This window comes from Kitasatospora sp. NPDC058170 (assembly GCF_042883905.1).
Classification (GTDB): domain Bacteria; phylum Actinomycetota; class Actinomycetes; order Streptomycetales; family Streptomycetaceae; genus Kitasatospora.
Window position 1 is genome coordinate 241,608 of sequence record NZ_JBHVUV010000006.1, and the last position, 12,002, is coordinate 253,609.

Here is a 12,002-nt window from a genome sequence, read left to right on the forward strand (position 1 = left end):
TTCACCGGCACCGCCGGGCTCGAAGTGCCGCGGCCCCGCCGGGCCCGGATTTCCGGGACCGCGGCGGACGGCCGCGACCCGGGGTCCGTCCTCAAGCTCCCGCCCGGTTCAGGCCGGGCCGGACTCGCCGAGCGACCGGGCCAGCGCGGCGGCGTCCGCACGCACCTGGTCGCCGATCCGGGGCCGCTGGCCGGTGTCGGAGTACCGCCGGGGTGCGGTGCCGCTGGTGCGGCGCAGCACGGTGATGCTGTTCTGCCGCAGCTTCCGGCTCTCCAGCAGGTTCAGCAGCTCGAACTCGCCGGGCCGCAGCCGCTGGGTGTCGGCGATGTACTGGAGGATCGCCTCGCCCTCCGGGTAGGTCATCAGGTAGTGCATGACGACGATCCCGCCGTCGGGGTCGATCAGCTCCCAGAAGTTCTCGAAGAAGTAGAGGCAGTCCCAGGCGTCCACCCAGGCGAAGTCGATCGGCCGGAACTCCTCCGGGAGGCGGCCGACGGCGCCGCGCATGTCGGAGTTGACGACGGAGACGCGTCCGTCGAGGCCGAGCTCGGCCAGCACCTTCCCGACCTCGGCCGCCGAGGAGCCGGTGTCGGAGAGGTCGTCGATCGCCACCAGCCGGGGCCGGTAGGGCTCGCGGTAGGCGGCCGGCAGCAGCAGGGCGGGCTCGCTGTCGATCCACGCCTCGTCGAGCTCCCGGCCGTCCGCGAGGTACGGCAGGGTCTTGCGGGCCAGGGCCGCGGCCTCGGACTCGGCCAGCGCCTCGGTCTCGGCCAGCGCCTTCGCCAGGAACGGCGTGGTGTAGCCCATCCCGACCTCCAGCACCCGGCGGGGCCGGGTCAGGTGGATCAGGTGGGCGAGGGTCGGCGCCACCACCTCGGTGCCCATGCCGGGCACCCGCAGCCGCTCCACCGCCGCCCGGAACCGCTCGTCGGAGACCGCGTCACGCGTCATCGGCCGGCCCCCTGCCCTTCTGGTGCTCGATGGCCTGGTAGAGCGCCTTGATGTTGCCGCTGCCGAACGAACGGGCGCCCCGCCGCTCGATGATCTCCAGGAACAGGGTGTTGCGCGGGTGCACGGACCGGGCGAAGATCTGGAACAGCTGCCCGTCGTGGTCCTCGTCGATCAGGATGTTCAGCCGTTCCAGCTCCGGCTCCGAGTGCCGCAGCGGGGTGAGCCGGTTGGAGAGCAGCCGGTAGTACGCCTCCGGGGTCGTCAGGAACTCCACGCCCCGGCCGGCCACCGCGCCCACCGAGGCGACGATGTCGGGCGTGGTGAGGGCGATGTGCTGCACCCCGGGCCCGCCGTGGTCCTTGAGGAACTCGTCCAGGTGCCCGCTGACCTCGGCCTGGTCCGGCTCGATCAGCGTGAGGATGACCGCGCCGTTCTGGACCACCTTGGTGATCATCGCCTGCCCGTTGGCCTCGACCCGCTCCGTGAAGACCAGTTCGAAGTCGAGGACCTCCCGGTAGAAGGCGACCGTCGCGTCGATCTGCCCGGGCTCGACGCAGATCGCGAAGTGGTCGACCTCCTGGAGGCCGCAGTCCTCCCCGGCCGGGCCGGCCTGGATCGGGGCCAGGCCGGGAAGCAGCCGCTCGTCCGCCCGGGCCGGCCGCTGGACGAAGGTGTGGGCGATGTCGCCGACTCCCATGACGGTCGCGGTGACCAGCTCACCGTGCTCGGCCGGGCGCGTGACGGGCCGGGCGCCGCGCCGCACCGCCTCGGCGAAGGCGGCCCGGGCGTCCGGGACCCGCAGTGCGATGTCGGCCACGCCGTCGCCGTGCTTGTCGACGTACGCCGCCCCCGGGTGGTCGCCGACCAGCGGCTGGCTGAGCAGCACCCGGATGCCGTTGCGGCCCAGTGCCACCGAGCGCAGGTCCGGCGCCTTCGGCGGCGATCCGGCGTACACCTCCAGGCCGTAGCCGTGGACCAGCCACGCGGTGGTGGCCGCCAGATCGGCGACGTAGCAGGCGATGTGGTCGACGATCATCCCGTCGAAGGTCTCCTGGCCCATGCCGATTCTCCTCTCTTGACGTACCGTCAGTGCCGTCAGTTGTCCGGTTGCCTCGGCCGGCGCCCGGCGCGGCCGCCCGGCCGCAGGTCGGTCCAGTGCTCGTTCACGTAGCCGAGGGCCGTGTCGCGGTCGGACGGGCCGTGGACGGCCGTCCAGCCCGCCGGTACCTCGGCGGTGGCCGGCCAGAGCGAGAACTGGCCGGCCGCGTTCTCCAGGACCGAGAACGCCGCGTCCGCGGTGTCGAAGGGGTTGGTCATCCCTGCTCTCCCTCCAGCCGGCCCAGCAGGCCGTCGAGGCCCGCCACCGTCGGGGCGTCGAAGAAGTGGGTGATCGTCAGGTCGACGTCCATCAGCGTCCGGATCCGGCTGACCAGCCGCATCGCCGCCAGGGACTGGCCGCCGAGCTCGAAGAAGCTGTCGTCGATGCCGATCTCGGGTGTCTCCAGCACCTCGACGAACAGCGCCCGGAGCGTCCGCTGCCGCTCGGTCAGCGGCGCCCGGCGGGTCGAGCCCGCCACCGGCTCGGGCAGCGCCCGCCGGTCCAGCTTGCCGTTGGGGGTCAGCGGCAGCGCCGGGACGGCCACGAAGGCCGTCGGCACCATGTACGCGGGGAGCAGCTCCACGGCGTGCGCACGCAGGGCGCCCGCCTCGACCTCGCCGGACTCCGGGACGTAGTACGCCACCAGGCGCTTCTCCCCGGCCTCCGACTCCCGTGCCACCACGGCGACATGGGCCAGGCCCGGGTACTGCGCCAGCGCCGCCTCCACCTCGGCCGGCTCCACCCGGAAGCCCATCACCTTGAGCTGGTCGTTGGCCCTGCCGAGGTACTCCAGTCCGCCGTCCTGGCCCGTGCGGACCAGGTCCCCGGTGCGGTACATCCGCTCGCCCGGCGCACCGAACGGGTCGGCGACGAAGCGCTCGGCGGTGAGGTCCGGCCGGCCGAAGTACCCGCGGGCCAGGCCGCGTCCGGAGAGGTAGAGCTCGCCCGGCGCCCCGGCCCGCACGGGCCGCAGGTCGGCGTCCAGGACGTGCAGCCGGACGCCGTCCATCGGGCGCCCCACCGCCACCGGTCCGGCCGCCCGGTAGGGGGCGGTCATCGGCGCGCTGGTGCTGAACAGCGTCGCCTCGGTCGCGCCGTACATCGCCCGGACCACCAGGCCGGGATTGTGCTCCAGCACCCGCTGGACGGCGGCGGGCGCGATCACGTCGCCGCCGGTGAGCACCTCGCGCACCCCGGCGAGACAGCCCGGGTCCTCCTCCGCCAGCACCCGGAAGAGTCCGGCGGTGAGGTGGATGCCGGTGATCCGCTCCTCGGCGATGAGCCGGTGCAGGGTGTGCACGTCGAGGTCCCCGGCCGGGCCCACCACGATCCGCCCGCCGTGCAGCAGCGGCACCCAGAGCTCGTAGGTGGAGACGTTGAAGGCGTAGGGCGCCACCATCAGCACGCGCTGGTGCCGGCCGTCCGCCCAGATCGAGTCCAACGCGAGGCCCAGCACGTCCCGGTGGGTGATCGCGACGCCCTTCGGCACTCCGGTCGACCCGGAGGTGTGGATCACGTAGGCGAGCCGGGCGGGGTCGTCGTCGACGGCCGGGCTGTGCGAGGGGTAGTCGGACAGTCCCTTCTCGCCCTCGACGACGACCACCTCGGCGCCCTCGGGCAGACCCCGGCCGCGCATCGCCTCGTCGGCCAGCAGTACCGGCGCCGCGCAGTGCTCCAGAATCCACTGCTTGCGCTGCAGCGGGTACGCGCTGTGCAGCGGGAGGTAGCATCCGCCGGCCTTGAGGACGGCCAGAATCGCCACCACCAGGTCCACGGACCGTTCCATCAGCACCGCGACCGGCGACTCGGCGCCGACGCCGAGTTCGCGCAGCCGGTGCGCCAGCCGGTTCGACCGCTCGTCCAACTCGCGGTAACTCAGTCCGACTTCTCCCGACGACACGGCAATGGCATCCGGTGCTCCGGCCGCCACTTGTGTGAAATACCCGTGAATAGAAGGGGAAACCACCATGTCCTCCGATCCGCCGATCGCGACGGCCTGTGATCCTGGATATCCAGCCTGCTGCCGGCGGGCCTTCCCTGTCATCTCCGGGATTGCCGGCCGGTGCCGTGCGTCAGCTGTCGAGAAGCCGGTGGACGGAATCGCTCAGATCCGCGAAGGAGGACAGATCCGGCACCGTCCACCCGTTCAGGTCGTATTCGGCCATGCATTCGTCGACCAGGGCCTTGTAGGAGTCCACCTGGCCGTTGGCGAGCTGGGCGAAGAGCAGCTCGACCCGGGTGTTCTCGTGGTTTCCGGCGTAGTTCCGCTCGTAGAGTTCGTGGCGCCCGCCGAATTCACTGCCGACGGCGTCCCAGAGCAGCTTCATCAGCTTGACCCGCTCGACGGCGTCGACGCCGCCGGAGCCGCGGATGTACCGGTCCAGATAGGGCCGGATCTCCGGATTGGCGAAGTCCTTGGCGCTGGAGTTCAGGTAGATCAGGCCGCTCGCCACGTCCTGCAGCACGATCTCCCTGATCCGCGGATAGCCGACCTGCATGAACCAGCGGTAGGCCAGCCCGTACTGGGAGTTGGGCAGGACGGCGCCGTTGCGCCAGGCGACCGGGTTGCGGGCGGCGGCGTCCGACAGCCCCCAGAACAGGTTGCGCCAGGCCAGCACCTCGCCGAGGCGGCTCTGCACGCCGCGGAACTCGCCGCTGCCGGTGATGTCCAGGGCCTTGGCCAGCAGGCCGGCGATGAAGTCGAGCTTCACCCCCAGCCGGGTGCAGCCGTGGAAGGTGAACCGCTCCATGAAGCCCGACTGCCCGGTGAACATCCTGATCTTCTCGGGCTGGCCGTAGATGAAGACGTTCTCCCAGGGGATGAGCACCTTGTCCAGCACCAGGATCGTGTCGTTCTCGTCCAGCCGGGAGGACAGCGGGTAGTCGAAGGGACTGCCCATGGCCGCCGCCGACGCGCTGTAGGACGGGCGGCAGATCAGCTTCATCCCCGGTGCGTTCATCGGCACGGTGGCCACCAGGGCGAAGGTGCGGTCCTTGATCGGCAGGCCGTGGTGCGCGATGAAGTTGTAGTGCGTCAGGGCGGAGCCGGTGGCGACCGCCTTCGCACCGGACACCACCAGGCCGGCGTCGGTCTCCTTCTCGGCGTGGATGAAGACGTCGGCCACCTGGTCCGGCGGCAGGCTCCGGTCGACCGGCGGGTGCACGATCGCGTGGTTCCAGTACAGGACCTTCTCCTGCGACTCGGCGTACCAGCGCCGGGCGTTGTCCGCGAACGGCTCGTAGAAGTCCGCGTTGGCGCCGAGGGTGCCGAGGAAGGAGGCCTTGTAGTCGGGGCTGCGGCCCATCCACCCGTAGCTCATCCGCGCCCACGCGGCGATCGCCTGCTGGTCGGCGACCAGGTCCTCGGCGCTGCGCGGGGTGGTGAAGAACCGGTGGGTGTAGCCCTCGCCGCCGCTGTCGACCGGCGCGGTCAGCACGTCCCGGTGCCGGGGGTCGTGCAGGGCGTCGTAGAGCCGGGCGGTCATCCGGACCGGATTGTGGAAGGCCGGATGCGCGGTGACGTCCTTGATTCGATCACCGTAGAGATAGATCTCCCGATCGTCGCGGAGGCTCTCGATGTATTCCGCCCCGGTAAGCGGGCGAGTCCCGCTCCCTTTACCCTCGGCGGCTTCCCGGGCTTCGGCCATCTGACGTTTCTCCTTGCTGCCAATTCACCGGACGGTCCCGAGCCTTGCACCCCCGGCCGACGTCTGCTTCTCCCAGATTGCGCGGTTCCCGCAGGCCCGGCCGGCGGACTCAGCACGGTCGGAGATGCCCGGGCCCGGTCGGGGACGGATCATGAACATCCGGATTACCCGGCCAGTTGCAGGAGGACGCCAGAATGAGCAGCCCAATCGTCATCGACGTCGTGGTGCCGCATTACCCGTTCATGCCGTTCTTTCTCGACCAGACCAGGGAGTCGGCCGAGAAGTTCATGGCCGGCCACCCCGAGTACCTGATCCGGGTCAGCGGCGCGGACTGGCTCTCGGTTCCGCAGGTGGTCCACGACGCGGCCCGGCAGGGCACCGCGCCGACCATCGCGCAGTACTTCTACACCTCGGCCCAGGAGGCGCGGGACACCCGGAAGCCCGACGGGTCACCGCTGTTCACCTCGGTCGAGCGGGCGATCGCGGGACGCACCGAGATCCTCGGCGAGCCGGTCGTCCTCGGCGACGTCGCGGCGGCGGCCCGCCAGTACTACACCTACGACGGCGAGGTGGTGGCCATGCCGCCGCTGACCTCGACCACCCTGCTCTACGCCAACACCACCCTGCTGGACCGGGCCGGGATCACCGAGGTCCCGCAGACCTGGGCCGGCATCGAGGCCGCGTGCCGGGCCGTCACCGCGCTCCCGGACGGGCCCGGCCACGCGATCACCTGGCCCAACCACGGCTGGCTGTTCCAGCAGTCGGTGGCCCAGCAGGGCGTGCTGCTCGCCGATCACGACAACGGCCGCTCCGGCCGGGCCGAGACCTTGTACCTGGACTCGGACGCGATGCTGGCCTACGTCGAGTGGTGGCGGCGGCTGCACCGGACCGGCCTGTACCGCTACCACGCCAGCCGGGTGAACACCGAGGTCGACTGGGACGCCAACTTCCGCGCCTTCGCCGACCAGCAGGTCGCCTTCACCCTCACCACCTCGGTCGAGGCGGCGCGGATGGCCCAGGCCGGCCGGGACGGCGGCTTCGAGGTGCGGGCCTGCCGGATGCCGTACAACGAGCAGGTGCCCTACGCGGGCAACGTGATCGGCGGGGACGCGCTCTGGCTGGCGGCCGGCCTCTCCCCCGAGGCCCAGGACGGCGCCCTGGCCTTCATGCAGTACCTGAACACGCCCCGGAGGGCCGCCGACCGGCACCGGGCCACCGGGTTCATCCCGGTCACCGGCGGCGCGATCGACCTGCTCGACCAGGAGGGCTGGTTCCGCCGGAACCCGCACTTCCGCACCGCGCTGGACCAGTTGGCCGCCAACGACGGCTCGCCGGCCGCGCGGGGCGCGCTGCTCGGCGACTTCGCCGGGATCCAGGACGCCCTCACCTGCGCCATGCACGACGTGCTGGCCTCCGACGCGGACCCGCGCGCCCGCTTCGCCCAGGCGAACGCGGAGGCCCAGCAGTTGCTGGACCACTACAACGCCGCCGCCAAGGGGCAGGGCCCCCGGGGCCCGATCAGGGTGGGCTAGGCCGAGTCTGGGTTCGCCCGCCGGGAGGCGGGCGGCACCTGGGCGAGGCTGCTGGAGCACATCCAGGTCCGCGACGACGCGGTGGGCCGGGTGATCATTCGTCAGACGCGGCCCAGCCGGGGCTTGCCGATCGACGCGGCCGGGGGCGTCGGCGGCCGGGGGACCGGGCGGAGGGCCGACCAGGTGAACCTGGCCGGGCGCGGCGCCGGGGATGCACCGGATGCCGCCGCAGGAGGGTCTGATGGCATGCGATCCATTCTGATGGCCGGTTCGGCACAGATCTTGCACCTGATGCTGCCGGAAGGCCGTCCCGCACCGGCACGACATCCGAGGAGCAGGAACGACGATGGCATCCGATCCCGCAATCGCCCAGGTGACCATGACCCTGGCAGCCCTTGCAGCCACCGCGAACACCACCCGCCCGTCCGGGGAGTCCCTTCCGCAGCAGACCGCACGCATCATCACCGGCATCGACGCACAACTGAGCGACCCCGGCCTCGCGACGCAGGGCGCGTGGGAGCTGGTGTGGCTCGCCCTGAGCGAGGCCAACGCCAACATGGCCTTCATCGCCCGGAGCACCGACGGCTCGAACGCGTTCGCCGTGGTCGCCCGCGGGACGGACGCCGACATCACGGACATCCTCGAGGACCTCGAGGTCGGCACGGTCGTCCCGTTCCCGGAAAGCGGATCGCCGACGCCCGTCGCCGTCTCCAAGGGGGCGAAGGAGGCGTTCACCCAGGTGACCACCGCCGTGTCGATCGCCTCGCCCTCCCCGAACGCCACGCTCGCCCAGGCCCTCACCGCCGCGCTCAAGGCGGCGCCCTCCTCACCGCAGCCGACCGTCTACGTGACGGGTCACAGCCTGGGCGGCTGCATCGCCAGCATGCTCGCGCCGTACCTGCAGGCGCAGACCTGGCCGAAGCAGCCGCAGCCGCAGTTCGCGGTGATGACGTTTGCCGCTCCCACCGCCGGCCTGCAGAGCTTCGTCGACTACGTCGACTCCCGGCCGTGGCTCATCGACGAGCGCCAGAACAACGCCTACGACCTGGTGCCGCACGCGTGGGCCGATCTCGTCACCACCACCGAGTGGTACCCAGGCCCCGGACCGCAGGCGACCGACGAGGTGAAGCTGCTCATCAAGGGGTTCGCCCAGCGCACCAAGGGCAACGTCTACGTCCAGCCCGGCACGCTCTGTCTGATGAACCCCGGATACACGTACCTCGCCAAGAACCTGGTCAACAAGACCACCCAGGACTTCCTCGCCCAGGTCGCCTTCCAGCACGCCAACGCCACCTACCTGGACCTGGTGGGGGCGCCCGACGTCCCGGCCGGTCCGGTGGTGACCGACGTGAGCCCCACCTTCGGCTCGGCGGGCGACACGGTGACCATCAACGGCACCGGTTTCAGCCCGGACAGCATGGTCGACTTCGGCACGTACGCCTGCATCGATCCGGTCGTCGACCCCTCCGGCATCAAGATCACCGCCAAGGTCCCCGCCGGACACGGCGTGGTCCACGTCCGCGTCACCAACACCCTCGCCACCTCCCCGCCCGTCGCGATGGGGCAGTTCGCCTACGGCGGGCCCGCCCCCGTGGTGGTCAGCGCGGTCAGCCCGACCAGCGGGAACGTCGGCACCCCGGTCACCGTCAGCGGCTCGGGCTTCGCCGAAGGCGCCACCGTGTACTTCAAGGACAAGGCATCCGACTCGGTCAGGTTCGTCTCCACCGGTGAGATCATCGCGACCGCGCCCGGTCTGATCGACGTCCACCAGACGGTGGACATCACCGTGAAGGTCGGCACGGCCACCTCTCCCACCAGCCCGGCCGACGAGTTCACCTACACCGGGCGGTAGCCCTGCTCCCGGGGCGGTCGTCGAGCGGCCGCCCCGGGACGTCCGCCACTGCTTCCCCCGGGCCTGGTCCGACGCGACTTTGCAAACACGCCCCGGGCTTCGCCCGCGCGGATTCAGGAGAGCTCGGAGCGGAACTCCAGCGGAGCGTCCGGCGACTCCACCAACTCCCCCAGGACTGCCCGGAACTGGTCCGCCTGCTCCGCCACGGAGCGCTCGTCGTAGAGGTTGCTGTTGTACTGGACGCCCGCGACCACGTCGCCGGCCGGGTCGAGGTTGAGCGTCCAGAGCGCGCCGTTGGGCACGTCGGAGCCCAGCGGCTGGGAGGTGAGCCGGCGCCGCACCTCGGTGTACTCGAGGTCGCCGATCAGCTCCCCGTCGAGCAGGAACGGGAACGGGAACACCTGGAAGACGCAGGCCGCCCGGTCGTCCTCCAGCGTCGGAAGCATCAACTCCGGCGCCTCGGCGATGATCTGACCGAACGGAATGTCATGGGCGTAGGCCAGCAGACTCGTGGCCCGCACCCGTCCGACCACCTCGGCGAAGCTGCGGCAGCCGGCGAGCTCCGTGCGCAGCGGCAGGAAGTTGAAGAACGGCCCGACCGTGTGGTGGAACCTGTCCTCGCCGCGCCCCGGCGAGAACGTCGGCACCACCACGTCGGTGCTCCCGGTGGTCCGCTGGACGTGCACGGCGAACGCGCCGAGCAGCACCATGAAGGGCGTGCTGCGCAGGGCCCGGGAGATCTCCACGGCCCGCGAGGTCAGTTCGGCCCCGATGGTGAAGCGGTAGACGGCGGTCGACTCCGGCAGGCCGCTCGACTTCGGCCGGTCGGTGGGCACCGAGAGGATCCGGGCGCCGGCCAGCTGCTCGCGCCAGAAGGCGCGCGATCCCTCCAGCGCCGGGTCATCGGCGAACTCCCGCTGCCAGGAGGCGAATTCGCGGTACGGCAGGGCGGTCGGCAACTCGACCGGCCGGTGCTCGCGGCGCGCGGCGTAGCAGGCCGCGAGGTCGCGGATGATCAGCCGCACCGACCAGCCGTCGGCCGCGGTGTGGTGCACGATGAGGACGAGGATCGCGTCGTCCTCGTCGAAGCGCAGCAAGGTGGCCTTCAGCAGGGGGAGTTCGCGGGCGCTGATGGTGCCCGACTCGACCTCGGTGATCAGCTCCTCCACCGCGCGGTCGCGCTCGGCAGGATCCGCTCCCGCCGCCGCCTCCCGCAGCTCCAGCCGGGCCGGCGACGGCGGGTGGATCTCCTGGTACCGCTCGCCGTCGCCCCGGACGATCGTGGTCCGCAGGGCCTCGTGGCGGAGGACGACGTCGTCCAGCGCCTGCTGCAGTGTCCCGGTGTCGACCTTCCCGCGCAGGCGCCAGCCGTGCACGATGTGGAACCGCGGGCCGAACGGGCCCTGGTCGTCACCGCGATCGAACCCGCACAGGAAGTCCTGGTTGAAGGAGAGCGGGGTCCTGCGCGCCGGATCGTCGGGCTGGAGCTTCCCATCGGCACTCATCGGGCATTCCTCTCGCTTGGCCGGCACCGAATTCGCTTGGGAACCGTAGCAATCGTCCTTCCGCCGTGGTTCTTCGAACGTGCTCGCAATCCCGGAGGTGCGCCGCGGCAGGTCGGCGGGCAACCCTTGCCGGTAAAGCCGTTACGGAATACAGCAGAGGAGCTGCGCCGCAATGACGGTCACCACGAATGCCGCAGGGTCCGGCTCGCCGCCACCGCCCGAGCCCGGTCTGACGCCGGCCGAGGTCATCGCCAGGGCCGAGGCCATCGCGCCGGCCCTGGTGGCACGGCAGGCCGAGACCGAACAGCGCACCTACTACGCCCAGGACACCCACGAGGAATTCTCCCGGGCGGGCTTCTACCGGATTCTCGTGCCCCGGCGGTACGGCGGCTACGAATTCGGCATCGACACGTTCCTGCGGGTGTCGATGGCGCTGGCCCGCGGCTGCCCGTCGACCGGCTGGATGTTCTGCCTCGGCGCCACCCACGCGCTTCCGGCGGCCTCGCTGTTCAGCGAGGCCGCCCAGGCCGAACTGTTCGGCGGCGGCGACTTCGTCTGCCCGGCCACCATCGTGCCGAGCGGGTCGGCCGAGCGGGTGGCGGACGGCGGCTGGCTGCTGAACGGCACCTGGAACTACTGCTCGGGATCCCCGTACGCGACGCACTTCATGGGCCACATCCCGGTGCCCGGCGCGGACGGCGAGCCTGCGGCGCCGATGCTCTTCATCGCTCCGCGCAGCGAGTTCCACCGGCTCGACGACTGGGGTGGCCACCTCGGGCTCAAGGGCAGCGGCTCGCACAGCGTGGTGATCGACGACGGCCGCATCCCCGCGCACTTCGCCCTTCCGGGGACGCACATGAGCGAGGTCGACGTCGCGGCCGGCACGCCGGGCTCCCGGCTGCACGGCAATCCGGAGTACGGCGGCGGTCCGCTCAGCTTCATGGTGCTGGAGGTGGCCTCGCTGGCGGTGGGCATGGCCCAGGGCGCGCTGGACGCCTACGAGGAGCTGATGCTCTCCCGCACCACGCTGTTCCCGCCCATGGTCACCCGGGCCGAGGACCCGGACTACCAGTTCTGGTACGGCGAGGCGGCCGGCATGATCGCCACCGCGGAGGCGGCCGTGCTCCAGGCGGTCAGGCAGTGGCAGGAGCTGTGTGCGCAGGGTCCGGGCGCCTTCACCCGGGAGCAGGACCTGCGGATCGCGACCATCTGCCGCGAGGTGATCCGGCTGTGCTGGCACGCCGTGGAGGGGCAGCTGTTCCCGACGGCCGGCTCCAGCGCCGTCCGGCACGGCGAGCGGATCGAGCGGATCTGGCGCGATCTGTCCACGCTGCACAGCCACGCCGGGATCGGCGTCTTCCTGTCCTCGGTGACCACCCGGGAGCTGGCCCGTGCCCGGTTCGGCGTCAAGTAGCC

General features: G+C 71.4%; 9 protein-coding genes. 3 read left to right on the plus strand and 6 right to left on the minus strand.

The annotated features are described in order from the left end of the window. Positions 1 to 108: 108 nt before the first annotated feature. From ACFVVX_RS09655 to ACFVVX_RS09675, 5 genes are all read right to left on the minus strand, one after another. Positions 109 to 951 carry a hypothetical protein gene (locus ACFVVX_RS09655; protein ID WP_387943295.1) on the minus strand — a complete coding sequence of 281 codons (843 nt, stop codon included), beginning with the start codon at positions 949 to 951 and terminating at the stop codon, positions 109 to 111. Further along, positions 941 to 2,011, minus strand: a complete 1,071-nt coding sequence (hppD, locus tag ACFVVX_RS09660; RefSeq protein WP_387943297.1) for a 4-hydroxyphenylpyruvate dioxygenase — start codon at positions 2,009 to 2,011, stop codon at positions 941 to 943. Before hppD ends, ACFVVX_RS09655 begins: the two co-directional genes overlap by 11 nt. A gap of 35 nt (positions 2,012 to 2,046) precedes the next feature. Continuing rightward, positions 2,047 to 2,268 (minus strand): MbtH family protein, encoded by a 222-nt coding sequence (locus tag ACFVVX_RS09665; protein WP_387943299.1) that lies wholly within the window; start codon positions 2,266 to 2,268, stop codon positions 2,047 to 2,049. Next, positions 2,265 to 4,019 (minus strand): amino acid adenylation domain-containing protein, encoded by a 1,755-nt coding sequence (locus tag ACFVVX_RS09670; RefSeq protein ID WP_387943401.1) that lies wholly within the window; start codon positions 4,017 to 4,019, stop codon positions 2,265 to 2,267. Before ACFVVX_RS09670 ends, ACFVVX_RS09665 begins: the two co-directional genes overlap by 4 nt. 103 nt (positions 4,020 to 4,122) lie before the next feature. After that, the gene (locus ACFVVX_RS09675; RefSeq protein ID WP_387943301.1) at positions 4,123 to 5,697 is read right to left on the minus strand and encodes a 4-hydroxyphenylacetate 3-hydroxylase family protein; all 1,575 of its coding nucleotides are present in this window, start codon (positions 5,695 to 5,697) and stop codon (positions 4,123 to 4,125) included. Between the two features lie 194 nt (positions 5,698 to 5,891). Here ACFVVX_RS09675 and ACFVVX_RS09680 point away from each other — a divergent pair, with 194 nt between their 5' ends. Both ACFVVX_RS09680 and ACFVVX_RS09685 read left to right on the plus strand, forming a co-directional pair. Then, a complete protein-coding gene (locus ACFVVX_RS09680) occupies positions 5,892 to 7,229 on the plus strand; it encodes an extracellular solute-binding protein (RefSeq protein ID WP_387943303.1) in 1,338 nt (445 codons plus the stop codon). Positions 7,230 to 7,575: 346 nt separating this feature from the next. Then, entirely contained in the window at positions 7,576 to 9,081 is a 1,506-nt protein-coding gene (locus tag ACFVVX_RS09685) for an IPT/TIG domain-containing protein (protein WP_387943305.1), read from the plus strand. A gap of 113 nt (positions 9,082 to 9,194) precedes the next feature. Here ACFVVX_RS09685 and ACFVVX_RS09690 read toward each other — a convergent pair whose 3' ends face one another. Next, positions 9,195 to 10,586, minus strand: coding sequence for a condensation domain-containing protein (locus ACFVVX_RS09690; protein WP_387943307.1), 1,392 nt, complete (start codon positions 10,584 to 10,586; stop codon positions 9,195 to 9,197). Between the two features lie 172 nt (positions 10,587 to 10,758). Between ACFVVX_RS09690 and ACFVVX_RS09695 the strand changes: the two genes are divergently transcribed. Then, positions 10,759 to 12,000 (plus strand): acyl-CoA dehydrogenase family protein, encoded by a 1,242-nt coding sequence (locus ACFVVX_RS09695; RefSeq protein ID WP_387943309.1) that lies wholly within the window; start codon positions 10,759 to 10,761, stop codon positions 11,998 to 12,000. Positions 12,001 to 12,002 lie beyond the last annotated feature (2 nt).

Excerpts from the sequence above, each read along its gene's own strand:
- ACFVVX_RS09690 (WP_387943307.1), bottom strand. The coding sequence starts at position 10,586 with ATGAGTGCCGATGGGAAGCTCCAGCCCGACGATCCGGCGCGCAGGACC.
- ACFVVX_RS09680 (WP_387943303.1), top strand. The coding sequence starts at position 5,892 with ATGAGCAGCCCAATCGTCATCGACGTCGTGGTGCCGCATTACCCGTTC.
- ACFVVX_RS09655 (WP_387943295.1), bottom strand. The coding sequence starts at position 951 with ATGACGCGTGACGCGGTCTCCGACGAGCGGTTCCGGGCGGCGGTGGAG.
- hppD (WP_387943297.1), bottom strand. The coding sequence starts at position 2,011 with ATGGGCCAGGAGACCTTCGACGGGATGATCGTCGACCACATCGCCTGC.
- ACFVVX_RS09695 (WP_387943309.1), top strand. The coding sequence starts at position 10,759 with ATGACGGTCACCACGAATGCCGCAGGGTCCGGCTCGCCGCCACCGCCC.
- ACFVVX_RS09665 (WP_387943299.1), bottom strand. The coding sequence starts at position 2,268 with ATGACCAACCCCTTCGACACCGCGGACGCGGCGTTCTCGGTCCTGGAG.
- ACFVVX_RS09675 (WP_387943301.1), bottom strand. The coding sequence starts at position 5,697 with ATGGCCGAAGCCCGGGAAGCCGCCGAGGGTAAAGGGAGCGGGACTCGC.
- ACFVVX_RS09670 (WP_387943401.1), bottom strand. The coding sequence starts at position 4,019 with ATGGTGGTTTCCCCTTCTATTCACGGGTATTTCACACAAGTGGCGGCC.
- ACFVVX_RS09685 (WP_387943305.1), top strand. The coding sequence starts at position 7,576 with ATGGCATCCGATCCCGCAATCGCCCAGGTGACCATGACCCTGGCAGCC.